Raw genomic sequence first — 24,768 nt, forward strand, 5'->3', positions numbered from 1 at the left:
GCCGGTCAATACCGGGCAAGTCGATCAGGATTGCGAAGATCGGCGACCTCGGTGAGAAGCTTTCGCCTCGTGGCGAGGGCGAAGGGTCGTGTCGCGTCGGCAATCTCGACGAACGCACCCGGACCACCGATCACGCTCCCGGCATAGTAATCCTCCAGCGACATGCCTCCGGGACCGCCCGGTCGCCCACCGGGACGGCGGATCGCGAGGGCGTTGATCGTGAAGCCCTTCGCAAGGGCATCTGCCCGTGCCGCTGCGAGAGGACGGCCACCGATGTTCGGGCCGTCTCCCGAGACGTCGATCACCTTGCGGGTGCCGTCGAGCGCGTTGCTGTCGACGAGGCGCACCGAATAGTCGATCGCGTTCGAGATCGAATTGTAGCCGTAGGCACCCCGCGGCGCGGAGACGAGCTTCTCCCCGAAGGCACGGGCGCTCGCCTCGTCGCGGATCACGTGCCAGTCGACGATCAGGACTTGCGAGCTCGGGCCGCCCCATTCCATGTAGGCAACGGCGATGGCACCGATGAGACCGTTCCTGATGGCCGAAAGGACGTCCGCGCTGGTGAGCGCCTCGGCCCAGCCCTGACGCTGCAGCCGAAGCTCATCGTCGTCGATCGAGCCCGAGCCATCGGCGGCAAAGACGAGCTCGAGATCGACCGCTTCGGCGCGCGCCGGCAATGTCGCCCAGGCGAGAAACAGGACCATCAGAATCGCTCGCATCGTCCCTCCTCATGCCATGCCAGGGACGGCTCCGGAGCGAACTCCTCAACGCGGAGCCGACTTCCTGGAACTGGACCGGCAGCGATCCTTGTCCAGCGGGTCAGGCCTGACCCGCATGTGCATAGGCCCAATAGAGTTCCCGCGATTTCCGGTAGAGCGGACCGGGCTGGAGATTGCGATCATCGATCCGCAGGACGGGCATCACCTTCGCGTAATTGCCGGAGGTGAAGATTTCGTCGGCCGCCTGGAAATCCTCATAGCGCAATGTCGTCTCATGAACTGGAATGCCATCCCCGCGGAGAAGCTGGATCACCCGCTGGCGGGTGATTCCATTGAGGAAAGTCCCGTTCGGGATCGGCGTCAGGACGACACCGTCCTTCGCCATGAAGACGTTCGAGGTACCGGTCTCGGCCACGTTGCCGAGCGCGTCACAGACGAGGGCGTTGTCGAAGCCCTTGGCTTTCGCCTCCCACATGACTCGCGCATTGTTCGGATAAAGGCAGCCCGCCTTGGAATCGGTCGGCATGGATTCGAGAGTCGGGCGTCGGAAGCTGGACTTCGTGATCGAGGAGCCGCCCGGAACCGGCATCGGAGCCTCGAACAGCGAGAGACAGAACCTCGTCGAATCCGGATCGGCAGCGACCGTGTACGGGCCCTCCGCTTCGCCCCAGTACATCGGCTTCACGTAGAGTGCCGTGTCGGGAGAAAACTTCCGCGCGCCTTCCCGAACGAGATCGCAGATCGCATCCGCGCTCATCGTCGGCTTCAGCCCGAGCGTTTCTGCGGAGCGATTCACCCGGGCACAATGAAGATCCATGTCCGGCATCGTGCCTTCGAAGACGCGGGCACCGTCGAACACGCTCGACCCCAGCCAGGCAGCATGGGTCCGCGGGCCCATGATGGGCGGGTTCCCCTCGTGCCAGGAGCCATCGATCCAGTTCCAGGTCTTCGAATACCACGCCACGGCTCATCCTTTCGTCGATGCTGCCGCATCGAAACCCCCCTTCGATCCACCCGTCAACCGTAGAAACCGCAACAGCTATGACGTCTGCTGATCGGTGCGAGAACCGACATTGATGAATCGTCGTCTCATCTCGGCGAACCCGGGGAGGCTTCATTTGGCGCCGGATCACCATAGAATGAAGCATGGAACCAATGCCCGCTCTGCTCTCCCGCATCAAGGCCATCGCCTTCGATGCCTATGGCACACTCTTCGATGTCCATTCCGCGGTCGGACGGCATGCAGCCAGTATCGGACCCGACGCGGCACGGCTTTCCGAAATCTGGCGAGCCAAACAGCTCGAATATTCTTGGGTTCTCTCGCTCGCGGAGCGATACGAGCCGTTTTCGCTCCTCACCGAGCGGGCACTGGACTTTGCCCTTGCCCGCTGTCCCGAAGTCGACCGGTCCCTGCGGAAGGATCTTCTTGCCGCATACCGGACACTCGACGCCTTCCCGGAAGTGCCGCATGTCCTCGAGCGCCTGAACACGCACTCGCTCCGGACCGTGATCCTGTCGAACGGCGACCCTGGAATGCTGCTCGATGCGATCGCCTCTGCACAGGTCGCAGACCGGATCGATCTCGTCCTCTCGGTCGATTCCGTGCGGACCTACAAGACGAGCCCACGCGCCTATGAACTCGTGACAAGCGCACTGCAGGTCCGGCCCCGCGACGTGGTTTTCGTCTCGTCCAACCGCTGGGATATCGCCGGGGCCGCCGCTTTCGGTTTTAAACCGGTCTGGGTCAACCGCTCCGGCATGCCCGAGGAATATCCGGGACTCGAACCCATCGCGACGATCCCGGACCTTACTGTTCTTGGCCGCCCGGACGATTGACGTCCGGAGCAGGTCCGCGGACCTCGCTCCGGTGCACCGAATGACAGCACACTCCGCTGGTCGCGGAGTGCTTTCGTCTCTGCGAGAGCGGGCCTACTCTGCCAGCACTGCGAGAATGCGCGCCCAGCTGCGCGCGCCCTTATGGAAGCTCGTCAGATCGTATTTCTCATTCGGTGAATGCACGCGATCGTCGTCGAGGCCGAAGCCGACGAGCAGCGTGTCGAGGCCGAGCGTGCGCTTGAAATCTCCGACGATTGGGATCGATCCGCCCGAGCCGATCGTGACCGCTTCCCGCCCCCACTCCTTCGAGAGTGCGGCCTTTGCCTTCGCGAGCGACGGCATGTCGTAGGGAAGCTGGATCGCGCGCGAACCCTTGTGCTTCACGAACTCGACCGAGCAATCGGCCGGAATGCGCGCGCGCACGAAAGCCTTGAAGGATTCCGAGATTCGCTCCGGATCCTGGTCGCCGACGAGACGGAATGAAATCTTCGCGCTCGCCTCGGCCGCGATGACGGTCTTCGCACCGACGCCGGTATAGCCGCCGATGATACCGTTCACGTCACAGGTCGGGCGGGATTGGATCTGCTCGATGAGCATCCGGTCCTTCTCACCCGCGGGCTCCCGCAGCCCAATCGGGCCGAGGAAGCTCTCGGGCGTGAGCCCCAACGATCGCCACTGCTCCAGCACGGCTTCAGGTGTCTCCGGGACGCCGTCGTAAAAGCCCGGGACCATGATGCGGCCGTTCTCGTCGTGGAGATCCGCGATGATCCGCGCCAGGACGCGGACCGGGTTCTGCGCGCCACCGCCGAACAACCCCGAATGGAGGTCGCGGTCCGCACAGCGCACGATGACCTCTTCGTAGACGAGGCCCCGCAGTGCCGACGTGATGCTCGGCGTCTGCTGGTCCCACATCCCCGTGTCGCAGACGAGGGCGACGTCGGCCTTCAGCTCGTCCTTGTTGGTCTCGACAAATTCCGGAAGAAACTTCGATCCGTCCTCCTCGGCACCCTCGATCAGGAACGTGACGTCGACGGGAAGGCGGCCGGTCACAGCCTTGAACGCCCGGCAGGCCTCCACGAAGGTCATGACCTGCCCCTTGTCGTCGCAAGCGCCGCGCGCGCTGATCACCCGGCGTCCGTCCGGCAGCGTGACCATCCGGGGCTCGAAAGGCGGCGTTTCCCAGAGATCCAGCGGGTCGACCGGCTGTACGTCATAGTGGCCGTAGAAGAGGACATGCGGGCGCTCACCGGCGGTGGCATGGCCGAGCACGACCGGATGGCCGCCCGTCTCGCGCAGCGATGCGCTCACGCCGAGCTCCGCGAGGTCGGATTTCAGCCACTCGGCCGCCTTTCGGCAATCCTGCGCATAGGCCGGATCCGTGGAGATCGAGGGAATTCTCAGCCAGGTGAAAAGCCTCTCGAGCGACGAGTCGAGATCGGCATCGATGCGAGCGAGAACCTGGTCGAGTTGCGACATGGAAGAACGATCCTGAGCGGGCGCCGGGGCGCTGGAAGGGTCAGCTACTCCCAATCGCGTCGATCCCGCAAGGGAGGCTCAGCGCTTGAGGATTCCACCCAGCGTGCCGCGGACGACGGCACGGCCGATGGAGCTGCCGCGTTGGCCACCGAGCACGCGCCCGAGCTCCGCAGCCAATCCGCCGATCGTTTGGTTCACGACCGTGCGGGTCACTTCGCGGGCCACGGTCTGGCCGACGCTCAATGTCTCGCCCTTCTTGCGCGTCGTGCCGAACATGGAGCCGATCATGTCGAGAAGGCCGCCGCCACTCTGTGCTTCTTGCCCCGCGGCGGCCTGATGGGCCCGCTTCGCGAGAAGTTCATAGGCGGATTCCTGATCGATCGGCTGGTCGTATTTCCCACGCAGAGGGCTTGCCGCAATGATCTGCTGACGCGCAGCGGAGTCGATCGGCCCGACTTGGCCACTCGGGGGAGCGATCAGCGTTCGCTCCACCATCGAGGGCACCCCCTTTCCTTCCAGCATCGAAACGAGAGCCTCGCCGACGCCGAGTTCCGTGATCGCCTTTTCGGTATTGAAAGCGGGATTCTGACGGAATGTTTCGGCTGCGACGCGGACTGCCTTCTGGTCACGGGGTGTGAAGGCGCGCAGGGCATGCTGGACGCGGTTGCCGAGCTGCGCGAGGACGGATTCCGGCACGTCGGCCGGGTTCTGCGTGATGAAGTAGACACCGACTCCCTTGGACCGGATCAGGCGAACGACGCGCTCAACAGCATCGAGGAGCGCACGCGGCGCATCGTCGAATAGCATGTGGGCTTCGTCGAAGAAGAACACGAGCTTCGGCTTGTCGAGATCGCCGACTTCCGGAAGCTCCTCGAAGAGTTCCGACATCAGCCAGAGCAGGAACGTCGCGTAGAGCCGCGGATTGTTCATCAGCTTGTCGGCGGCCAGGATATTGATGACACCGCGGCCGTCTCGGTCCGTGCGCATCAGATCGCCGATTTGGAGCGCCGGCTCGCCGAGAAACTCCTCGCCCTTCTGATTTTCCAGGACGAGCAACTGGCGCTGAATCGCACCGACGGATGCTTTCGAGACGTTGCCGTATTCCGCCGTCAGCTTCTGCGCGTTCTCGGCAATGAACTGGAGCAGCGCACGCAGATCCTTGAGGTCGAGGAGGAGCAGGCCCTGCTCGTCGGCAACCCGGAACGCGATATTGAGGACACCTTCCTGGGTATCGTTGAGATCGAGCAGGCGCGACAGCAGGAGCGGTCCCATCTCGCTGACCGTCGCCCGCACACGATGACCCTGCTCGCCGAACAGGTCCCAGAAGACGACCGGAAGACGGTCCGGCACGTATTCGATGCCGATGTCCTTCGCGCGCTGCACGAAAGGCGGCTTCGCAGTGCCGGGCGCCGCGACGCCGGACAGATCACCCTTGATGTCGGCCGCGAAGACCGGAACGCCCGCGCTCGAGAAACCTTCTGCCAGTACCTGCAGGGAGACCGTCTTGCCGGTTCCGGTCGCGCCCGTGATGAGGCCATGCCGGTTGGCGAGGCGGAGGTCGAGATATTCGGGCTTGGTGCTCTTCCCGATGAGAATTTTGCCGTCTTCGAGCATGGTGCCTCCGGTCGTGTCATGAAACTATGCAAATCGCAGAGCGGTTTCCACTCCGGCGATAGCATCGGACCCAGAAGTAGACTCCACTTTCGGGGCCAATCCGATGCTTCGGTCCTTGAGCGGCGCATCGTGCGGAAATGGGGACCCACCGTTCCGCACAATGCGCGAACGTCTTGATTTCATCGTGTCCGGCGCGACCTAATCCGGCGGAGCGGACAGGCGATTCCGTCGGCACGGACGGATCCGGCGCGGTCAACGAAATGTGAAAATGTCGGCGTAGGCATGACCTGATCCGGCAAGGTGGACGGGAGATCGAGATGGAAGAACTTCTCGCGCGGGTGACCCAGGCGACGGGACTCGATGCGGAGACCGCGACGAGCGCCATCGGCATCATTCTGAACTTTCTCAGGAAGGAGGGCCCGCCCGCCGAGGTGGATCAGCTTCTGGCCTCCATGCCGGGGGCCGAAAGCGCCATGGGGGCCGGCGCCGGCCAGGGAGGCGGTCTCATGGACATGGTCGGGGGAATGGGCGGCGGCGTGATGGCTCTCGGGGGCCAGCTCATGAGCGCTGGCGTGTCCATGGGGCAGATGCAGCCGCTCGGCCGTGAGCTGTTCGCGTTCGGCCGCGAAAGGGCCGGCGAGGACGTCATGGGTGCGATCGTCGGGTCGATCCCCGGGCTGTCGCAATTCGTGTAGGCTCCGCGCGCGGGAGATCGTCGACCGGCCTCCTTCGCTCCACAAGAAGCTTCGGTCTTGGCGGAAAGCTTCGCGTGTTGCAGAGAGGGCCGCTGCTGACCGAAGGTTTCCCATGGATATCCTCCCTCTCGCTTCCGAGTTCCCGACACCCTCCCGCGAGGATTGGCTGAAGCTCGTCTCGGGGGTGCTCAAGGGAGCGGAGTTCGAGCGCAAGCTCGTATCCCGCACCTATGACGGCTTCGAGATCCAGCCTCTCTATGAGAAGGCCGAAGGCGGGAAGGTCGCGGGCCGGGCTTCGCACGGCGTCTGGCGGGTGATGCAGCGGGTCGAGCATCCCGACCCCAGTCAGGCATCCGAGCAGGCGCGAGCGGATCTGGAAGGGGGCGCGGCCGGGCTGATCCTGTCGCTCGCCGGTTCGCTGGGGGGGCGCGGCTTCGGCGTCCAGGGCAGCCTCGCCGCTGCGCTCGACGGCGTGATGCTCGACCTGATCCGTCTTTCCGTTGAAACGGCGCCATTCGCGGGAAAGGCAGCAGCCGATGAGATCGTGCGACTCGCCCGAGAGCGCGGGCTGGCCTGCGAGGCGCTTTCGGTCGATTTTGGCCTCGATCCGATCGGCGACATGGCCCGGACGGGCCGGCTTCCACTTCCCTGGGAAGAGCTCGCTCGAGACTGTGCCGGGACCGTTGCGTTCCTTCGGGATGCGGGCTTCCGCTCCGGGCTCCTGCGCATCGACACCCGGCCGTATCACGAAGCCGGAGCGAGTGAGGTCCAGGAACTCGCAGCTGCTCTCGCGACGGGCGTCGCCTATCTGCGTGCGCTCGAGGCGAGTGGCATCCCGTTCGTCGATGCGCAGGCTTCGCTATCCTTCCTGGCGGTCGCGGATGCCGACCAGTTCCTCACGATCGCCAAGCTGAGAGCCCTCCGTCAGCTCTGGGCCCGCATCGAAGATGAATGCGGTCTTACGCCTGCACCCATCCATCTGCAGGTCGAGACGGCCTGGCGCATGCTCACGCGGCGCGACCCGTGGGTGAACCTGTTGCGGGGAACGATCGCGGCGTTCTCGGCGGCGGTCGGGGGCGCGGACGACATCAATGTTCTGCCCTTCACTGCGGCTCTCGGCCTTGCCGATCCCTTTGCGCGGCGGATCGCACGCAACACGCAGCTCGTCCTGGCTGATGAAGCCAATCTGTGGAGGGTCGCCGACCCCGCAGCCGGGTCGGGCGCCTTCGAGGCGCTGACCGATGACCTGTGCTCCGGAGCCTGGACCCTGTTCCGGGAGATCGAGGCGTCCGGCGGAATCGTGGCAAGTCTCCAGGCCGGGCGCATTCAGGAGGCGATCGCAGGCGTGCGCAGCAAGCGCAACCGAGCGGTCGCATCGCGCCGCGATCCTCTCACGGGCACGAGCGAGTTTCCGAACATCCACGAGACGCCGGTCGCAGTCCTGGCGCCCTCACCGGCTCTCCGCCCCGACCCGGCGCCCGACTTTCCGGCATTGCCGTCCCGCCGGACTGCCGAGCCTTTCGAGCACTTGCGAGACCGCTCGGATGACGCCCTGGCCCGGGCGGGTCGCCGGCCCAGGGTCTTCCTCGCCAATCTCGGGCCGGTTGCAGCCTTCACGGCCCGGGCGACCTTCGCCAAGAACCTGTTCGAGGCCGGTGGGATCGAGGCCATCCCGAACGACGGCTTCCCGGACCATGGGGCAATGGCCGCAGCTTTCCGGTACAGCGGAGCGCCCCTCGCCTGTCTCTGCTCGTCCGACGAGATCTACGAGTCGGATGCCGAAGCGGCGGCGCGAGCGCTGCATGCCGCCCACCCCGGAGCAACCCTGTATCTCGCGGGACGCCCTGGGCCGCATGAGGCGGCCCTTCGGGATGCCGGCATCTCCGGGTTCGTGTTCGCGGGCTGCGACGCCCTCGGCGTGCTCGACGCGGCGCTCTCTCAGGCGGAGGCGTGATCGCCGGAACCCGCGAAACGAGGGAACCGTTTGGTCCAGGTAAGCTCGCGCTTCCTGGAGGTTTTATGCCGTCTGTCTGCGCCTGGGCCCTGTTGCTCGCCCTCGTCTGCCTGTTCACCGCGTTTCCTGCAGGCGCCCGCAGCCAGCCACTCGACGGAGCCTGGACGGTCGACGTTCGCACGCACCGGGGGCCCTGCGATCCGTGGTACCGCTACCCGGTCGTGCTGTCCCGCGGTCAGGTGAGATTCAGGAACATGTTCGGAGAGACCTCGGCACAGGTGGTCGGGCTGATCCGGCCGAGAGGTCGGATCGAGGCGCAGTTCGGACAGGGGCCGGATCGCGTCAGGGTGACCGGGCGCCTTCGGGCGAACGCCGGCAGCGGCACCTGGACCGCCCCCGGACGCGGCTGCTCGGGGCGATGGATGGCGGAGCGCCGGGGCTGAATCCGGCTTGGCGATTCCGCGGATAGCCTGATCGACATGCAGACCATAGAATGAGAAATCGGCAAATTCGCTTCGACGCCCGTCAGAGACCATGACCCGGATACCAGACTTCTCGACGATCGAATGGAACAAGGCGGCCGAGGCCCGCGCTGCGGCATCCCATGCCGCCGGCGCCGAGGAGCCGTGGCTCACTCCGGAAGGCATCCCCGTGAAGCCGGTCTACGGACCGCAGGACCGCGCCGGGCTCGACTTCCTCGACACCTATCCGGGCCTGCCGCCATACCTGCGTGGTCCGTATCCGACGATGTACGTCAACCAGCCGTGGACGATCCGGCAATATGCCGGGTTCTCGACGGCGGAGGACTCGAACGCCTTCTACCGGCGCAATCTCGCGGCCGGCCAGAAGGGCCTCTCGGTCGCCTTCGATCTTGCGACGCACCGCGGCTACGACTCGGATCACCCGCGGGTCGCGGGCGATGTCGGCATGGCCGGCGTCGCGATCGATTCCATCCTCGACATGCGCACCCTGTTCGACGGCATCCCGCTCGACCGAATGAGCGTGTCGATGACCATGAACGGCGCGGTGCTGCCTGTCATGGCGCTCTACATCGTGGCGGCCGAGGAACAGGGCGTGCCGCACCAGAAGCTGTCGGGCACGATCCAGAACGACATCCTCAAAGAGTTCATGGTGCGGAACACCTACATCTATCCGCCCCAGGGCTCGATGCGGATCATCTCCGACATCTTCGGCTACACCTCGGCCCACATGCCGAAGTTCAACTCGATTTCGATCTCCGGCTACCACATGCAGGAAGCGGGAGCGACGCAGGACCTCGAGCTCGCCTACACGCTCGCGGACGGCGTCGAATACATCCGCGCCGGTCTCGCAGCCGGGCTCACCATCGATCAGTTCGCGCCGCGGCTCTCCTTCTTCTGGGCCGTCGGCATGAACTTTTTCATGGAGGTCGCGAAGCTGCGCGCCGCGCGCCTGCTCTGGGCGAAGCTCGTGAAGGGCTTCAATCCGCAGAACGTGAAATCGCTGCCGCTGCGGACCCACTGCCAGACCTCAGGCTGGTCGCTGACCGCGCAGGACGTCTTCAACAATGTGATCCGCACCTGCGTCGAGGCGATGGCGGCCACGCAGGGACATACGCAATCGCTGCACACGAACGCGCTCGACGAGGCGCTTGCGCTGCCGACCGACTTCTCGGCGCGGATCGCGCGCAACACGCAGCTCTTCCTGCAGCAGGAGAGCGGTACGACGCGCATCATCGATCCGTGGGGCGGCTCCTACTATGTCGAGCGCCTCACGGGCGAGCTCGCGCAGAAGGCCTGGAGCCATATCGAGGAGGTCGAAGCCCTCGGCGGCATGGCGAAGGCGATCGAGGCCGGCATCCCGAAGCTGAAGATCGAGGAGGCGGCGGCGCGCACGCAGGCGCGGATCGATTCCGGCCACCAGCGGATCATCGGCGTGAACTGCTTCCGCCCAGAGAACGAAGCCACGATCGAGATCCTGAAGGTCGACAACAGCGCCGTGCGCGCCCGCCAGATCGCGAAGCTCGAGCGCCTGCGCGCAGAGCGCAACGAGGCGGATGTGCAGAGCGCGCTCGACGCGCTCTCGGCCTCTGCTGCGAGCGGCCAGGGAAACCTGCTCGATCTCGCAGTGCAGGCTGCACGCGCGAAGGCGACGGTCGGAGAAATCTCCGCGGCGCTCGAGAAGGTCTGGGGTCGTCATCGCGCGGAGATCAAGGCGATTTCCGGAGTCTACAAACGGGAGGTCGGAACCATGTCGCCGTCGGTCGAACGCGTTCGCCGGCTCGTCGAGGCGTTCGAGCAGGACGACGGACGCCGGCCGCGCATCCTCGTCGCCAAGATGGGCCAGGACGGCCATGATCGCGGCCAGAAGGTGATCGCCTCCGCGTTCGCGGATCTCGGATTCGACGTCGATATCGGGCCGCTTTTCGCGACACCCGCTGAAGCCGCCCGGCAGGCGGTCGAGAACGACGTCCACATCGTCGGCGTCTCGTCCCTCGCCGCCGGCCACCTCACGCTCGTGCCGGAACTGCGCGAGGAGCTCCATAAATACGGCCGCGACGACATCATGATCGTCGTCGGCGGCGTGATCCCGCAGCAGGATTTCGAAGCCCTGTATGCCGCCGGCGCCTCGGCAATCTTCCCGCCCGGCACCGTCATCGCGGATGCGGCGGTGGGCTTGATCGAGCAGCTGAATGCGCGCTTGGGCTATGGCCCGCGACAGGCAGCGGAGTAGCGCGCCGAGTTCGTCAAAGGAGAGATAATTCCGACGGTGCTCGCACATCACCTCTCCCCCGGAGGGAGAGGTCGGACGCGAAGCGTCCGGGTGAGGGGGGCAGCGTCAACCTTTCAAGCACTGCGAAAACAACGTCTCAAATCGACCAATCCAATCCCAGTTTCTCCGCAATCCTCACCACCACCGAATCCTCCTGCGTGAGCACTTCGTTGTTCCAGAACCGCAGCACGGAATAACCCCGCTGCGCCAACCACGCATCACGCCGTGCATCCCTGGCGCTTTCCGCGTGTTGACCGCCGTCGACTTCGATCACCAGCATCGCCTCGAAGGAGATGAAGTCGAGGATGTAAGGGCCGAGTGGTGCCTGGCGTCGAAACTTCCAGCCTGCGAAGCGTCTTCCGCGTAGCAGGCGCCACATCCGCTTTTCGGCATCAGTGCCGTCGTGCCGCATCGCACGCGCAAAGCAGCGCATGCGGTCTTCGGTCATGCGCGAGAGATCCAGACAGGTGCTTGCATTTCAGGCGTTAGTGCTTCCCCCTCACCCGCCCCTTCGGGGCGACCGCTCCCTCCAGGGGAGAGGTGATGTGCACTTCACGCCCGTTCGCGCTCGATCGCCCGCTTCACCACCTGCTGAACTTCCGGATCCGTCAGAAACACATCGTGGTTGATCAGGCCGCCGCCGAACTCCGACGCATCGGCGACGCGAACACCGAGCTTCTCGAGCCGCTCCCGATCGGCCGCACCGGCGCGTACGACTCCCCCAGCGAGCCGGCTCGAGACCGCAAGCGCCCGATCGCGCGTCGAGCTGATCACCGTGATCTTCCTCGCATCCGGGCCGAGGCGCTCGATGCCGCGCGTGAAGACGTCGATGTCGATGTCGGGCGCGGCGAGCACGATCGCGCCGATCCGCGAGATCGGACCCTCTCCCCGATCGGCGCGCAGGAGACGAAGCGTTTCCAGGGTCAGCAGGGTGCCCATGCTGTGCGCGACGATATGGACGCGCCCACCGCTCGGCGAGTTTGCCAGCGCGAGAAGGAGATCCTCCAGGGCATCGCGCGACCACATGGCGCTCTCGCGGTCCCCGACATAGCTGAACGTGGATGCCGCGGACGGCCAGGTGAACAGGGCCGTTGCGCCCCGGAAGCCGATGGCGTCGGAAAGCACCGCCGCCGACAGGGCTGCCGTCTCGAAGCTTTCCCGGTAGCCATGGATGTAGAGCAGGGTGTCCTGACCGAAGGCGGCTTCGGCAAAGGCCCGCGCCGCCCCCTCGCCTTCCGCCACATCCCCGACCTCGGTGACGGCCCAGTCGCCGCTGACCACGGATGACACGCGCCCGACGAGGGATCGGTCCGGCGGGGTGAGCGTGGCTTTCGCAAACGTGAGGCCCTTGCCGCGCTCCCCGCTGAACCACGGGCTCTGCGGGGGATCTCCGACGGGCCGCCGGGTCGTCGCGACGAGAAGGGTCGGCCTGCGCGCCAGCGGGCTCCCGGTGGCGCTCCCCAAGGCCCCGGTGAGGCTCTCGCCGCCCCAGCATCCGGCAACCGGAACAGCAAGCAGGGAACCGAGCACGGCGCGTCGGGACAGCAAAGGAACGCGGGACATGGGGAACTTGGGAATCCGTGATGAAAAGGGGCTGCTGTCTCGTGGCCGATGATGGCACCGGCAAGGCGATGCGAGCCGAGATGCGCCTCAACCGTAAAGGGATCGTTACGGGCCGCGGCACTGGAACCGCTTGATGCCGGCCAAGCCGAGGAACACCTTATGCGTGATGATCCTCCTGTTGCGCGTGCTTCTCCTCGTCTTGGTCCTGTTCATCGTCCCCCTCGCAGCCCACGCCCTGTGGTGGGCGGCCCGCGACGATCTCGCGCCGAGTTGGCGGGCGGCGGACTGGTCGAGCGCGAAGCTTCTTCCCGAAGCATCTGCCGAGCCGCGGGCCATCGTCGCGATCTATGCTGCGCGGGTCGGGCGCTGGCGCGGAATCTTCGCCCACCATTCCTGGATCGTCGTGAAGGAAGCCGGCGCCGCCCGCTACACCCGGTTCGACAAGGTCGGCTGGGGGAGCCCCGTGCGCACGAATGGCTGGGTGCCCGACGGCCGCTGGTTCGGCAATGCGCCGCAGCCGATCCTCCTCCTGCAGGGCGAGGAGGCCGCCCGGCTGATTCCGAAAATCCGCGCGGCGGTCGCGTCCTACCCGTTCCGGAACGGGGGCGAGTATCGCGCTTGGCCCGGACCGAACTCGAATACCTTCGTCGCGCATGTCATGCGCGAAGTGCCGGAACTCGACGCACCCCTGCCCCCCACCGCCCTCGGAAAAGACTGGCTCGCATCCTGGATCGGCTGGACGCCGAGCCACACCGGAATCCAGGTTTCCGCGGGCGGTTTCTTCGGCCTGTCCGTCGGATGGGTCGAAGGGATCGAGGTCAACTTCCTGGGATTGGTCGCGGGCGTCGATCTCCGTCGCCCGGCTCTGAAAATTCCGGCTTGGGGCCGCGTCGGCGTGGAATCCGTCACCTGGTAGAGCGCTCCGTTCCACAGCCCGTCTCGTCTTCGGCGCGCTTCGGCACTAAAGGGGAGCGCATGAGCGCTCCCAAGTCGACGACGCGTACCGAAATCACGCCCGATGCCGTCAGAAGCGGTCATCGCGCGGCCCTCGCCCGGGCGATCACGCTGATCGAATCGCGCAAGCCGGAGCATCGCGAGGCGGCACGGCGCCTCCTTCACGAGCTGATGCCGTCCACCGGCAAGGCGATCCGCGTCGGAATCACCGGCGTGCCGGGCGTGGGCAAGTCGACGACGATCGACAGCCTCGGTTCGCTCCTGACGAGCCGCGGGCATCGCGTCGCTGTGTTGGCCGTTGATCCGAGTTCCACGCGCACGGGCGGCGCCATCCTCGGCGATAAGACCCGCATGGCGCGCCTCGCGGCCGATCCGAACGCTTTCGTCCGCCCCTCACCGTCCTCCGGCACGCTCGGCGGCGTCGCCGCGAAGACCCGCGAGGCGATGCTGCTCTGTGAGGCCGCCGGGTTCGACGTGATTCTCGTCGAAACGGTCGGCGTCGGGCAGTCGGAGACGGCGGTCGCGGATCTGACGGATTTCTTTCTCGTTCTGATGCTTCCCGGCGCTGGAGACGAACTCCAGGGCATCAAGAAGGGGATTCTCGAACTCGCGGACATGATCGCCGTGAACAAGGCCGATGATTCCGGCAACCGGGCGAGCGCCGCGGCCGCCGAATATCGCGCCGCCTTCCACATCCTCGCGCCGCAATCCGCAACCTGGACCCCGCCGGTGATCACCATATCGGGCCTCACCAGCCAGGGCCTGCCCGAGCTCTGGGAGAAGGTCGAGGACCATCGGAGGCGGCTCGAAGCAACCAGCGAGCTCAGGGCGAAGCGCCAGCAGCAGGACCTGCGCTGGATGTGGGCGCTGATCGACGAACGCATGCGCGAGCGCCTGACGAGCAACGCCGCGGTGCGTGACCGCGTGCCCCAGATCGAGCGCGAGGTCGCGGCCGGTGCACTCTCTCCCATGGCCGGGGCCGACACGATCCTGCGGACGCTCGGAATGGACGCGTGACGACACGCTTGCTCGTCACGGGCTTCGGCCCGTTCCCCCGGATGCCGCGCAATCCCACCAGCCGATTGGCCGTCGCCGTCGCGCGATCGCCGCGATGGAAGCACCTGCGGATTCGCGCCGCCGCGCTCGTCCTGCCGACGACCTATGCGGCCATCGAGACAATCCTGCTGCCGCGGCTCCGGGAGGAGCGACCCGATGCGGTGCTCATGCTCGGGGTCGCCGGACGGGCGCGCTGGATTCGGGTGGAGACCTGCGGGAGAAATCAGGCGGCGAGCCTCACGCCGGATGCGGCCGGAGGAAGCGCGCAAGGCGCCCCCGGCACGATGCCTGCCCGCGTGCGAAGGACCCGGGCGCGTCCCGTCGCGGCGCTCGCGACCCTTCGCCGGAAGGGATGGCGTGTCCGGCTCTCGAGCCACGCCGGACGATACATCTGCAACGCCTCCTATTACGCGGCCCTGCAGGAGGACTGCCCGATCCTGTTTATTCATGTGCCGCGCCCGGGCCGCGGTCTCCGGGATCGTGGGATGACCCGGGTGCGCGACTGGCATGATCTCCTGGCCGAAGCGCTCGCCGAGATCGCGCTCGAGCTCGCACGCCAGGGCCGGCAGCAGCGGGCACTGCAACGGCGAACACCCGCGCATCGCTCTGCAGTGTGAGACGGCAGGTCGAGCCACCGGAGCCCATTGCGAATGCGTCGCCGCGGCATTTAACTGGCTCGGCTGGGAGGATCAGGCCGTGAAGACTCCTGACTACGAGACGGAATACAACAACCGCGCGCGGGTGCCCGAACACCCGGCCATCATTGAAGGCTGGCGCGCCGATGCCGCTGCCTACCGCGCCCAATCTGGCTCGCGTCTCAGGATGATCCCCTATGGAGCGAGCGAACGGCAGGCCATCGATCTGTTCGCGCCGACGGAGCCCCGCAGCGCCGCGACGGTGCTTTTCATCCACGGGGGCTACTGGCAGGCGCTCGACCGCTCCTTCTTCAGCCACATGGCCAGAGGCCTCAACGCGCATGGAGTGCCGGTCGCGATCGTTGGTTACGATCTCTGCCCGACCGTGACCGTCTCGACCATCGTCGATCAGGTGAGGCACGCCTGCGCGTCTCTCGCTTCTCACGGGCCGCTCATCGCTGCAGGCCACTCGGCCGGGGGCCATCTGGCCGCGTGCCTGTTCGCGACGGACTGGGAGTTGCACGATCAGCGCCCCGGTCTGGTTCGGGCCGGCTACGCTATCTCGGGCTTGTTCGAGCTCGAACCGCTCGTGGAGACCAGCATCAACAATGCACTGGGCCTGGATCGCGCGGAAGCCAGGAGGTTGAGCCCGGTGCATTGGCCGCTCCCGCTCGGCGGCGCGTTCGATGCGATCGTCGGCGGCGAGGAGAGTTCCGAATATCTGCGGCAGAGCCGCGCGATCGTGGAGGCCTGGGGCACCAGCGGGGTCCACACGCGCTTCGAGGCGATTCCGGGTGTCAACCACTTCACCGTGATCGCCGGCCTCGCAGACCCAGCTTCGGAGATGACCCGCCGGGTCGCCACCCTCGCCGGTTGCCACGTCGACTGATCCCGGTTTGCGACGCCCGCGCGGCGTGCGATAGGTACTCAACGGATATCCGGAGGCGACATGCAGACCTTCTTCGTCGAGATCAAATGCAAGCTCGGAAAGACCTACGAGGTCGCGAGCGCCCTCGCCGACCGCGAAATCGCATCGGAGATTTATTCGACGGCTGGCAACTACGACATCCTCGCCAAGTTCCACGTCGACGATGATGTTGATATCGGCCACTTCATCGCGGAGCATGTGCAGACGATTCCCGAGATCGCTGACACGCACACGATTATTACGTTCAAAGCATTCTAAAGTGCGGTGAATCTGGTACCGGCTGTCATCCGGCCGCGCATCATGCTCTCGGGACAGCGACACGCGAATGAGATTTTCTCAGAACAGCGTGTCCATTAGTGCTCTGGCCTCAGAAAGGCTGCCAATGTCTCCTTGTCCGGCAAGCTTGCCACAAATCGGAGCGAGAAGGTTGTGCGCCTTCTGATGCTCGCCTTGCTTTGCCCACAACCGAGCCAGATCATGACTCGCACGCAATTCGGAGATGCGATCTCCCTGCTTTCGTGCGTCGTGCAGAGCGTTCGAGAGTCGCTGCTCGGCAAGTTCTTCGGGAGCAGAAGCACTCGCCATTGCGAAACGAGCCCTGTGCCTGTGCAATTCCGGTCTGATCCAGACCTCGCCTGTCGTTTCTGCGAGGACTAGCGCCTCCTGCAGCAGGCGATCCGAATGTTCCGGATCATCCATGGCGAAGCACGTCTCGGCAGCGAGCATCAAATTGAAAGGCATGTTCAGACGAAACCCGGATTGACGGTGCCGCTCAAGCGCATCGAGAACTCTGTCGAGTTCGACTGCCTCACCCATCCGGTGTGCTGCCCACAGAAACATCAGTTCACCCAGATGCCGCCACTGTACGACGTCTCGCTCCACACAGACGTCCTTGAGCGCGGACGCTAGTCGTTTGACCTCCGTGTAGTTTCCGATGAGGGCTTCGAAGATCGAGGAGTGCCGGAGGACGAGAGCCAGGGTCAGCACGTGATCGAGGCTCCTGGCCTGATTCATTGCTTCTGCCACGAGCATGCGTGCTTGGTCGACCTCACCCAGCCTCAACTTCACGCTGCCGAGATAGGCGACTGCCGTAATCTTCGGATCGTGTCCCAGCTCGAAAGCCAGATCAGGCGTGTAGACTGTCTCTGCGAGCTGCAGCGCCGTCCCCAGTTCCCGCTCGGCCGCAGCGAGGTCCCCGAGCCAGGACCAGCAGAATCCGACCGCCCGGTGACCGACCAAGCGGATGAGGGTATTGCCCGTGCCATCGCCGAGCGCGACGATGCGTGACGCGATCTGCAGTCCTCGCCGCAACTGCGCCGACGAGGTACAATAGCTGAACTGGGCGAAGAGCAGCGGCAGAACCCGATCGGCTGCCCCGAATTCCTCGCACAGGGCGAGCGCTCTCTCTGCGGCTTCGGCGGTGCGCCGGCTTGCAAATCCGACGGACATCAGCACCGGGACAGTGGCGAGTTGTACATCGAGCTCGAGCCGCCTGCGCCTCTCGGCATCGGGCAGGTCTCCGAGATCGCGAAGCGCGCGGTCGAAGCACCGGATTGCCTCTGCATTCGCGCCGCGTCGCGCATTGCGCTGCCCGGCCGTCAACCAATGTCTGGCGGCCGCTTCAAACTCCCCGGCCTCCTCGTAATGATAGGCAAGGACCTCTGGAGACACTGCGGATCCTTGCTCCGCTTCCTGCTCGAGAACCTCGGCGATACGTTGGTGCACCGACCTTCGCCTCGATCTGAGCAGGGTCTCCTGAGCAGCATCACGTAGGAGAGCATGCTTGAAGGTATATTTTGCCTCTGGCGGGGTGCCTCGCCGAAAGATGAGTTCGGCCGCGGCGAGACGGGCCGTGGCGCGAAGCAGGTCCGTTTCGGGAAGCAACGTGACGGCGGCGAGCAGCGCATGGTCGAACTCTCGGCCAATGCAGGCGGCGACTTGTGCCACCTCCTTTGCTGGCCCCAGGCGGTCGAGCCGTGCAATCAGCGAACTCTGCAGCGATGACGGAACGGCGGCTCCGGATTGCCGAAGACCATCGTGGCCGCCGGCCCTTTGCGCGTCTAGGACGGCCTTCGTCAGCTCCTCTGCGTAGAGCGGCACGCCTTCCGCACGGTCCAGGATCTCTTTCATGACGTTGGCAGTCAGCAGTGCGCCAGCGACGTCGGCGGCGATCTGCGCGGTCGCCTCACGGGAAAGACGACTGAGAGACAGACGAGTGACCTGCGGATGGGTGCTCAGCGCCGGTGGGTTATCCGGGCGGCTGGTGAAAAGGATGAGGGCGGGTGCCTCGGAGGTCCGGCCGAGAGCCTGATCGAAGAGTTCGAGCGTCGTCGGGTCGAGCCAATGGGCATCTTCGACGACCGCCAGCACCGGCTTCCGTCGTGTCAGTCCCAGAAATTGATCGAGCAAGGCCTCGAATGTCAGCTCTCGACGCTGTCGAGGCGTTGCATCGGTCGTGACTTGATCAACATCCACGAGGCCCGTGTCGGCCGCGATCAGTGTCAGCGCATCTTCATCCAGGTCCACTACCTGTCGGAGCAGGAAGCCGAGTTTCGCCAGTCGCGCATGCGCGTCGTCGTCCGGAACGATACCGGCAGCGAACCCCAACTGCTGTCCCACGGGCCAAAGCGCCCGGTCGGTGTGGAGCGGCGAAGCCTGATAACGAAGGCAGACATAGTCCTTCTCTTGCAGGATATCGACGAGCGCCCGCACGATTCTGGACTTCCCGATTCCGGCTTCGCCAAGGAGAAGGATGCCTTGCCCCTCGCCGGCACGCGCTTGGCGCCATCGCTGCAGGAGCAGCGCGAGCTCGATCTCGCGCCCGACAAGCGGTCGGATGGTGTTGGAGCGTGCGTCGAACCGGCTCGTTCCGATCTTTTCTGCGACTAGCCTGTGCAAACTGACTGGCTCCGCGATCCCTTTGAGCATGGCAGAGCCGATATCTTCAACCTCGAAAAGGCCGCTCACGAGCCGCGCCGTCCGCTCGTCGATCACCACGCCTCCCGGCGTGGCTAGGGCCTGCAGCCGAGCGGCAAGGTTCGGAGCCTCGCCTACTACCATCCGCTCACGCGCTTCACCTCGCCCGACGAGGTCACCGACGACCACCAGTCCAGTTGCAATGCCGGCTCGGGCGGCCAGTGCCGCGCCCGACGGCGTCACGAGGTCGGGGACGGTCGCCACGACACTGAGACCTGCTCGGGCTGCCCGCTCGGCATCGTCCTCGTGCGCCTGCGGCCAGCCAAAATAGACGAGGACCCCATCGCCCATGAACTTCGCGACATAGCCGTCAAAACGCGCGACTTCGCCTGCCACCCGGTCCTGGTAGGCGCGGATCAGCTCGCCCATCTTCTCGGGATCGAGGCTCGCAGCCAGTGCTGTCGATCCGACTAGATCGACAAACATGACGGTGAGTTGCCGGCGTTCCGCGTGCTCCTCCACATCGGGCGTTTCACGCAGCGTGTGAGAAACAGGATTAGGAGGTGAAAATGTCGTTGGGCCGCTGGCTTCGCCGAGAGCCGCTATGGCGGCGAGGAGTCGCTTGCGATGGCCCAGCGATGCGACACCGATGTCGCGGAGGTCTTCCGCAGTGAGTGTGGACAGCAGAGCCACATCGATGTCGTTATCGCGAAATGCTTGCTCGTATTGGCCCAGGCCTAGGGAGTTGAGCCAGACCGCAAGATCCACGTTCCTCTCCGCCAGAGATACACCCGCCCAGCTCGCAGGCACATTATAGCAGCCCGAGCCGGACTCGTGACAGGAGTAGACGCCTGGATTTGCGGGGATCGCTTTTAAAGCGTTCCTCGGTCCGCATGGGGAAGACGCCTGATAACTACTTTGGTCACGCCTCCGACTTGGTCGGCCGAAGCACTAAACCGATGTCGGACGTGCGGATATCGCATTGTCCCTGTTGAAGCCGCGACTGGTCACTGAACAATGAGGCAAGAGACGGTCCAGATCTGACATATCCGATCACCAGAAATGCGATCTTCACCCCTGGCAGTGCTCTATCAACCGCTCGACAAAAACGGAGCATGCCTCCAACTGCTCCTCCGCGATCCACTCGTTGGCTTTATGAGCTTGTTCGATGTGGCCAGGGCCGATGACGACGGTCGGGATCCCCGCCTTTAACTGAAACAGGCCGGCCTCCGTCCCATAGGCCACCTTGCCGTGGTCGTTGCGCCCGGCGAGCGCCTTCGCAAAGGTCACGATCTCCGCATCCGGTGCAGTGTCGAGCCCTGGGAAGCCCGCATAGACCTCGATATCGATCCCGGTGCTCGGGTCGACGGCTTGCATCCGCGGCTCCAGGGTCTCGCGCGCGAAGCGCTCGACGCGCTCGACGAGATAATCGGGATCGTCACCCGCGACGGTGCGGAACTCGAACAAGATCTCGCAGGCGTCGGGCACGATGTTGAGCGCCGTGCCGCCGCGCAGCACGCCGACATGAGCTGTCGAATGCTGCACATCGTAGAGTTCGTCGCGCGGCCCTTTTGCGGCCAGCTCGTCTCCGATCCGGCTGATTTCCGCGACCAGTCTCGCGCCGGCCTCAACGGCGTTCACGCCGAGTGGCGCCAGGGATGAATGGCAGGTGCGACCGCGTACGTGGACGCGCACGCTTCGCTTGCTCTTGTGGCCGATGACCACACCCATCCCGCTCGGCTCGCCAACGAAGCAGCCGAGAGGCTTCGGAGCAATCTCGGCGAGATGCGCGACGAGTCTGCGCACGCCGACGCATCCCACCTCCTCGTCATACGAGAAGGCGAGGTGAATTGGACGCGCGAGATCCTGCGCGGCCATCCGCTCGGCGAGGCCGACGCAGACGGCGAGGAAACCTTTCATGTCGCAGGCGCCGCGGCCATAGAACTTGCCGTCGGCCCGACGCAGGACGAACGGATCGGCGGTCCAGGTCTGCCCCTCGACCGGAACGACATCGGTGTGGCCCGATAAAACATAACCTGCTTCGCCCTCGGGGCCGATGCTCGCGAGGAGGTTGGCTTTCGTGCCGGTCTCATCCGGAAACCGCATCAGGCGAAAGCCGAGCGGCGCGAGTCTCGACTCCAGCCAGGCGATGAGATCGAGGTTCGAGCGCGAGCTCGTGGTATCGAAGGCCACGAGCGCGGACAGGGCCTCGATGATGGACGGATGCATTCAGATCTCCTCAGGCGCCCGAACACCGGGGCGCGATGGTTCGGGCGCGCCGGCCCGAATGTGATCGACCTTCGCACCGATGGGCCTTCCTCGCTAGCGGGGGCGAGCGGCTGACCCACGAGACCGTTCGGTGCCGACCGGCTGTCTTCTGCATGGAATGCCCCACTCGCAGCAGAACCGCAGCACGGGTGCGATGGGGCAGACTCGTCCGCAGGCGGGCCTGCGCGACTGGGAGGTCGGTCAGCCCGAGATCGACGCCACTCGTGGCAGCAACCGTGCGAAGGGCCTCGCACTCGCGAAGATTCAGGCGAGTCGAGAAGTCCGGGCTCCGCATGCACTGCCATCGCCGAATGAATCCTCGCCCGCTGACAACCAGCGAGCCGCGTCCTGACCTCGAAACAGAACCCGGCCAGCGGCCGCAAGCCGGCCCGCTTGCACCGGAGGCCCATTCATCGTTCACTGCGCCCCGGCCAAAGACGGAGACGACATCCGTCGGGACCAGAGGAGAACGGAATGAAGCATCACGAGAGGGCGCTGGCGGTCGCCGGTTTTGCATTGGCGTTCGCGGCGCCGGCCTGGGCGCAGGAATTGAAGGTTGGAGTCGCGTCCGAGGCCACCTCGATCGACCCGCATTTCCACAATGTCGGCCCGAACAACGGCTTGCGGCGGCATATCTTCCAGTCGCTGGTGACGACGGACGCGACCCAGAAGCCGGTCCCGGAACTGGCCGCGTCATGGCGCGCCGTCGATGACAAGACGTGGGAGTTCAAGCTTCGGCCGAACGTGAAGTTCTCGAACGGCACGCCCTTCACAGGCAAGGACGTGATCTACACCTTCTGCCGCATCCCGACGGTCGAGAATTCGCCGTCGCCCTTCACGGTCTATACGCGGGGCTTCGATGCGATCGAGAGCCCGGATCCGCTGACCGTCATCTTCAAGACCGCGAATCCGAACCCGCTTTTGCCGATCAATGTCTCGAGTCTCGGCATCCTCTCCGCCGATGCCTATGGCGGCGGCAACGTCAAGTGGACGGCGAATGGCTGCGAGAACCTGGGGACGCCGCCCAAGTCGGCCGATTTCAACGACCCCGCCAAGGCGGTCGGCACTGGCCCCTACAAGCTCGAAAATTACACGCGCGGCACACACGTCATCCTCGAGCGAAACGAGGACTACTGGGGCGACAAGCCCCATTGGAAGAAGGTGACCTGGCGGCCGATGTCGAGCCAAGGACCGCGGGTCGCGGCTCTGCTCGCCGGGGACGTCGATGTGATCGAGAACCCGCCGATCCAGGATTTCGACCGGATCAAAGGCGCCGGCTTCCAGATCGTGCAGGGCATCTCGAACCGCATCATCTACCTGCACATGGATCAATACAACGATCCTTCCTGGAAGACCCCGGGCGTGAAAGGCACCGACAAGAACCCGTTCCTCGACAAGCGGGTGCGCGAAGCGGTCTCGAAGGCCGTCAATCGGCAAGCGATCGTCGACCGGATCATGGGCGGCGTCGCCGTCCCAGCCGGCGAACTCCTGCCGGTGCCGCTCTTCGGAACCTCGCCCGACATGAAGCCGGTGGCCTACGATCCGGACGGCGCGAAGAAGCTGCTCGCCGAGGCCGGCTATCCGAACGGTTTCGAGGTCACGCTCGGCACGCCGAATGACCGCTACATCAACGACGACAAGATCGCCCAGGCCGTCGCGCAGATGCTCACCCGGGTCGGAATCAAGACGAATGTCGACGCGATGACCGCCTCGACCTTCTTCTCGCGCCGGAACAAATACGAGTTCTCGCTCTATCTCGCGGGCTGGGGCGCGGATTCGGGCGAGATGATCAATCCGCTCGTCGCCCTCGTTGCGACCATGGACCCGAAGACCGGCATGGGGCACACAAACCGCGGGCGCTACTCGAACCCGGAGCTCGATGCCTTGATCAAGGAGGCACAGACGACCGTCGATGATGCCAAGCGCGAGGCGATCCTGAGGAAGGCCTCCAAGCTCGCGATGAGCGACACGCCCCTCATCCCGCTGCATTTCGAGGTCACGCCCTGGGCGCTCAAGAAGGGCCTCACCTACAAACCGCGGATTGATCAGTATACAATTGCGACCGAGATCCGGCCGGAGTCCTGATCGAACAAGAACATTTTCGGGTGAGGTGGTGTCGGTTGCGGTGCTCCATAGGGAAAGCGCAGTGCCGACACCCCTCGCTGTGCAAGCCATAGCCCCTTGTGGGAGAGGTCGGACCGATTTGGCAGAACGAACCCAAATCTTGCCCCTCCCCTTGTGGGGGAGGTCGCCCCGAAGGAGCGGTGAGAGGTGACGGCGCCAAGCTCTCAAGAGGGGAAATTCTCAATAATTTCAAGGAGATACCGCAGAGTAGCCCCCTCACCCGGATGCTTCGCGTCCGACCTCTCCCGCCAGGGGCGAGGTAAAGAGGCAGCCGCAGACGCAAGAGGAGGCGCCTCGTGCTCGTCTACATGATCCGGCGGGTCAGCCAGTCGCTTCTGGTCGTCGCCGTTATGGCGTCGCTCGTCTTTCTCGCCGTCTTCGCGGTCGGCGATCCGATCGACATTCTCGCCAACCCGAATGCGGACCAGGCCGAGCGCGCGGCCATCGCGCAATCTCTCGGACTCGACCGTCCTCTCTACGAGCAGTTCGGCCTCTTCGTCGTGAACGCCCTGCAGGGCGATCTCGGGCGATCCTTCGTCTACAACCTGCCGGCAATCGACGTGATCCTCGAGCGGCTTCCGGCCACCTTGGAGCTCGCGCTCGTCGGGCTTCTGTTCTCGATCGGAATCGGCATCCCGCTCGGCCTCACAGCCGGTCTGAAACCGGAATCCTGGGTCGGCCGCACGATCATGTCGGGGTCGATTCTCGGCTTCTCGCTGCCAAATTTCTGGATCGGCCTGATGCTGATCCTGCTCTTCGCCGTCGAGCTGCGGATCCTTCCGGCCGGAGGACGCGGACCGACGACCAGCCTGTTCGGAGTCGAGCTCGCGCTCTTCACGCTCGAAGGTTGGAAGCACCTGATCCTCCCGGCCTTCACGCTCGCTCTCTACAAGGCTGCGCTCGTCATTCGGATCGCGCAGGCAGGGACGCGTGACGTGATGCTCCAGGACTACATCCGCTTTGCCCGCGCGAAGGGATTGTCGCGCTCGCGGATCATTTCCGTTCACGTTCTCAAGAACATCCTGATCCCGGTGATCACCGTGCTAGGTCTCGAGCTCGGGTCGATGATCGCCTTCGCGGTGGTGACCGAAACCGTCTTCGCCTATCCCGGCATGGGGAAACTTCTGATCGACTCGATCAACCGCCTCGATCGCCCGATCATCGTCGCCTACCTGATGCTGACGGTGCTCATCTTCGTCATCATCAATCTCGTGGTCGATCTGCTCTACGCAGCGGTCGACCCGCGCGTGCGGCTCTCCGAGGCGCGGGGCTGAACGGC

Annotated in this window: 21 protein-coding genes; 13 read left to right on the forward strand and 8 right to left on the reverse strand. The window is 65.0% G+C overall.

What is annotated here, in order from left to right:
* Positions 1 to 5: 5 nt before the first annotated feature.
* Entirely contained in the window at positions 6 to 719 is a 714-nt protein-coding gene (locus BN1233_RS11980) for a DUF1194 domain-containing protein (RefSeq protein ID WP_046863730.1), read from the reverse strand.
* A gap of 100 nt (positions 720 to 819) precedes the next feature.
* Positions 820 to 1,683: a branched-chain amino acid aminotransferase gene (locus BN1233_RS11985; RefSeq protein ID WP_046863731.1), complete on the reverse strand. Its 864-nt coding sequence runs from the start codon at positions 1,681 to 1,683 to the stop codon at positions 820 to 822.
* 191 nt (positions 1,684 to 1,874) lie between these two features.
* Between BN1233_RS11985 and BN1233_RS11990 the strand changes: the two genes are divergently transcribed.
* Positions 1,875 to 2,555, forward strand: coding sequence for a haloacid dehalogenase type II (locus BN1233_RS11990; RefSeq protein WP_082145427.1), 681 nt, complete (start codon positions 1,875 to 1,877; stop codon positions 2,553 to 2,555).
* A 93-nt stretch (positions 2,556 to 2,648) separates the two neighbouring features.
* On the opposite strand, the gene BN1233_RS11995 is transcribed toward BN1233_RS11990, so the two are convergent.
* Together BN1233_RS11995 and BN1233_RS12000 are read right to left on the reverse strand one after the other, a co-directional pair.
* Entirely contained in the window at positions 2,649 to 4,031 is a 1,383-nt protein-coding gene (locus tag BN1233_RS11995) for a dipeptidase (RefSeq protein ID WP_046863733.1), read from the reverse strand.
* 78 nt (positions 4,032 to 4,109) lie between these two features.
* Entirely contained in the window at positions 4,110 to 5,645 is a 1,536-nt protein-coding gene (locus tag BN1233_RS12000) for a helicase HerA-like domain-containing protein (RefSeq protein WP_046863734.1), read from the reverse strand.
* Between the two features lie 317 nt (positions 5,646 to 5,962).
* Here BN1233_RS12000 and BN1233_RS12005 point away from each other — a divergent pair, with 317 nt between their 5' ends.
* The 4 genes from BN1233_RS12005 to scpA all read left to right on the forward strand — a co-directional run bounded on the left by BN1233_RS12005 (position 5,963) and on the right by scpA (position 11,006).
* The gene (locus BN1233_RS12005) at positions 5,963 to 6,340 is read left to right on the forward strand and encodes a DUF2267 domain-containing protein (RefSeq protein WP_046863735.1); all 378 of its coding nucleotides are present in this window, start codon (positions 5,963 to 5,965) and stop codon (positions 6,338 to 6,340) included.
* 112 nt (positions 6,341 to 6,452) lie between these two features.
* Positions 6,453 to 8,294 carry a methylmalonyl-CoA mutase subunit beta gene (locus BN1233_RS12010; protein ID WP_046863736.1) on the forward strand — a complete coding sequence of 614 codons (1,842 nt, stop codon included), beginning with the start codon at positions 6,453 to 6,455 and terminating at the stop codon, positions 8,292 to 8,294.
* A gap of 65 nt (positions 8,295 to 8,359) precedes the next feature.
* Complete coding sequence (locus tag BN1233_RS12015; RefSeq protein WP_046863737.1) at positions 8,360 to 8,737, forward strand: hypothetical protein; 378 nt, start codon at positions 8,360 to 8,362, stop codon at positions 8,735 to 8,737.
* A 91-nt stretch (positions 8,738 to 8,828) separates the two neighbouring features.
* Entirely contained in the window at positions 8,829 to 11,006 is a 2,178-nt protein-coding gene (scpA, locus tag BN1233_RS12020) for a methylmalonyl-CoA mutase (RefSeq protein WP_046863738.1), read from the forward strand.
* A gap of 136 nt (positions 11,007 to 11,142) precedes the next feature.
* On the opposite strand, the gene BN1233_RS12025 is transcribed toward scpA, so the two are convergent.
* Positions 11,143 to 11,493, reverse strand: a complete 351-nt coding sequence (locus BN1233_RS12025; protein ID WP_046863739.1) for an endonuclease domain-containing protein — start codon at positions 11,491 to 11,493, stop codon at positions 11,143 to 11,145.
* A gap of 104 nt (positions 11,494 to 11,597) precedes the next feature.
* Positions 11,598 to 12,608, reverse strand: a complete 1,011-nt coding sequence (locus BN1233_RS12030; RefSeq protein WP_046863740.1) for an alpha/beta hydrolase — start codon at positions 12,606 to 12,608, stop codon at positions 11,598 to 11,600.
* A 133-nt stretch (positions 12,609 to 12,741) separates the two neighbouring features.
* Here BN1233_RS12030 and BN1233_RS12035 point away from each other — a divergent pair, with 133 nt between their 5' ends.
* From BN1233_RS12035 to BN1233_RS12055, 5 genes are all read left to right on the forward strand, one after another.
* Positions 12,742 to 13,524: a DUF3750 domain-containing protein gene (locus BN1233_RS12035; RefSeq protein ID WP_046863741.1), complete on the forward strand. Its 783-nt coding sequence runs from the start codon at positions 12,742 to 12,744 to the stop codon at positions 13,522 to 13,524.
* 59 nt (positions 13,525 to 13,583) lie between these two features.
* Positions 13,584 to 14,579, forward strand: a complete 996-nt coding sequence (gene meaB, locus BN1233_RS12040) for a methylmalonyl Co-A mutase-associated GTPase MeaB (RefSeq protein ID WP_046863742.1) — start codon at positions 13,584 to 13,586, stop codon at positions 14,577 to 14,579.
* Positions 14,576 to 15,235 carry a pyroglutamyl-peptidase I gene (locus tag BN1233_RS12045; RefSeq protein ID WP_048707852.1) on the forward strand — a complete coding sequence of 220 codons (660 nt, stop codon included), beginning with the start codon at positions 14,576 to 14,578 and terminating at the stop codon, positions 15,233 to 15,235. The genes meaB and BN1233_RS12045 overlap by 4 nt, the downstream gene beginning before the upstream one ends.
* Before the next feature lie 79 nt (positions 15,236 to 15,314).
* The gene (locus tag BN1233_RS12050) at positions 15,315 to 16,142 is read left to right on the forward strand and encodes an alpha/beta hydrolase (RefSeq protein ID WP_046863743.1); all 828 of its coding nucleotides are present in this window, start codon (positions 15,315 to 15,317) and stop codon (positions 16,140 to 16,142) included.
* Positions 16,143 to 16,202: 60 nt separating this feature from the next.
* The gene (locus tag BN1233_RS12055) at positions 16,203 to 16,439 is read left to right on the forward strand and encodes an Lrp/AsnC ligand binding domain-containing protein (protein WP_046863744.1); all 237 of its coding nucleotides are present in this window, start codon (positions 16,203 to 16,205) and stop codon (positions 16,437 to 16,439) included.
* A 78-nt stretch (positions 16,440 to 16,517) separates the two neighbouring features.
* Here BN1233_RS12055 and BN1233_RS12060 read toward each other — a convergent pair whose 3' ends face one another.
* On the reverse strand, positions 16,518 to 19,865 hold the full coding sequence (locus BN1233_RS12060) for an ATP-binding protein (RefSeq protein WP_046863745.1): 3,348 nt from the start codon (positions 19,863 to 19,865) through the stop codon (positions 16,518 to 16,520).
* A 303-nt stretch (positions 19,866 to 20,168) separates the two neighbouring features.
* Complete coding sequence (gene argE, locus BN1233_RS12065) at positions 20,169 to 21,326, reverse strand: acetylornithine deacetylase (protein WP_046863746.1); 1,158 nt, start codon at positions 21,324 to 21,326, stop codon at positions 20,169 to 20,171.
* A gap of 130 nt (positions 21,327 to 21,456) precedes the next feature.
* Between argE and BN1233_RS12070 the strand changes: the two genes are divergently transcribed.
* The 3 genes from BN1233_RS12070 (at position 21,457) to BN1233_RS12080 (ending at position 24,763) form a co-directional block, all read left to right on the forward strand.
* Positions 21,457 to 21,717, forward strand: a complete 261-nt coding sequence (locus tag BN1233_RS12070; RefSeq protein WP_048707855.1) for a hypothetical protein — start codon at positions 21,457 to 21,459, stop codon at positions 21,715 to 21,717.
* A gap of 122 nt (positions 21,718 to 21,839) precedes the next feature.
* Complete coding sequence (locus BN1233_RS12075; RefSeq protein WP_046863748.1) at positions 21,840 to 23,450, forward strand: ABC transporter substrate-binding protein; 1,611 nt, start codon at positions 21,840 to 21,842, stop codon at positions 23,448 to 23,450.
* A gap of 335 nt (positions 23,451 to 23,785) precedes the next feature.
* Entirely contained in the window at positions 23,786 to 24,763 is a 978-nt protein-coding gene (locus BN1233_RS12080) for an ABC transporter permease (RefSeq protein WP_046863749.1), read from the forward strand.
* Positions 24,764 to 24,768: the final 5 nt, after the last annotated feature.

Origin of the sequence: Microvirga massiliensis (assembly GCF_001006805.1) — a bacterium.
In the GTDB taxonomy this organism is placed as follows: domain Bacteria; phylum Pseudomonadota; class Alphaproteobacteria; order Rhizobiales; family Beijerinckiaceae; genus Microvirga; species Microvirga massiliensis.

Coding starts and splice junctions, on each gene's coding strand:
- BN1233_RS11980 (WP_046863730.1), bottom strand. CDS start 719: ATGCGAGCGATTCTGATGGTCCTGTTTCTCGCCTGGGCGACATTGCCG.
- BN1233_RS11990 (WP_082145427.1), top strand. CDS start 1,875: ATGCCCGCTCTGCTCTCCCGCATCAAGGCCATCGCCTTCGATGCCTAT.
- BN1233_RS11995 (WP_046863733.1), bottom strand. CDS start 4,031: ATGTCGCAACTCGACCAGGTTCTCGCTCGCATCGATGCCGATCTCGAC.
- BN1233_RS12000 (WP_046863734.1), bottom strand. CDS start 5,645: ATGCTCGAAGACGGCAAAATTCTCATCGGGAAGAGCACCAAGCCCGAA.
- BN1233_RS12005 (WP_046863735.1), top strand. CDS start 5,963: ATGGAAGAACTTCTCGCGCGGGTGACCCAGGCGACGGGACTCGATGCG.
- BN1233_RS12010 (WP_046863736.1), top strand. CDS start 6,453: ATGGATATCCTCCCTCTCGCTTCCGAGTTCCCGACACCCTCCCGCGAG.
- BN1233_RS12015 (WP_046863737.1), top strand. CDS start 8,360: ATGCCGTCTGTCTGCGCCTGGGCCCTGTTGCTCGCCCTCGTCTGCCTG.
- scpA (WP_046863738.1), top strand. CDS start 8,829: ATGACCCGGATACCAGACTTCTCGACGATCGAATGGAACAAGGCGGCC.
- BN1233_RS12025 (WP_046863739.1), bottom strand. CDS start 11,493: ATGACCGAAGACCGCATGCGCTGCTTTGCGCGTGCGATGCGGCACGAC.
- BN1233_RS12030 (WP_046863740.1), bottom strand. CDS start 12,608: ATGTCCCGCGTTCCTTTGCTGTCCCGACGCGCCGTGCTCGGTTCCCTG.
- BN1233_RS12035 (WP_046863741.1), top strand. CDS start 12,742: ATGCCGGCCAAGCCGAGGAACACCTTATGCGTGATGATCCTCCTGTTG.
- meaB (WP_046863742.1), top strand. CDS start 13,584: ATGAGCGCTCCCAAGTCGACGACGCGTACCGAAATCACGCCCGATGCC.
- BN1233_RS12055 (WP_046863744.1), top strand. CDS start 16,203: ATGCAGACCTTCTTCGTCGAGATCAAATGCAAGCTCGGAAAGACCTAC.
- argE (WP_046863746.1), bottom strand. CDS start 21,326: ATGCATCCGTCCATCATCGAGGCCCTGTCCGCGCTCGTGGCCTTCGAT.
- BN1233_RS12075 (WP_046863748.1), top strand. CDS start 21,840: ATGAAGCATCACGAGAGGGCGCTGGCGGTCGCCGGTTTTGCATTGGCG.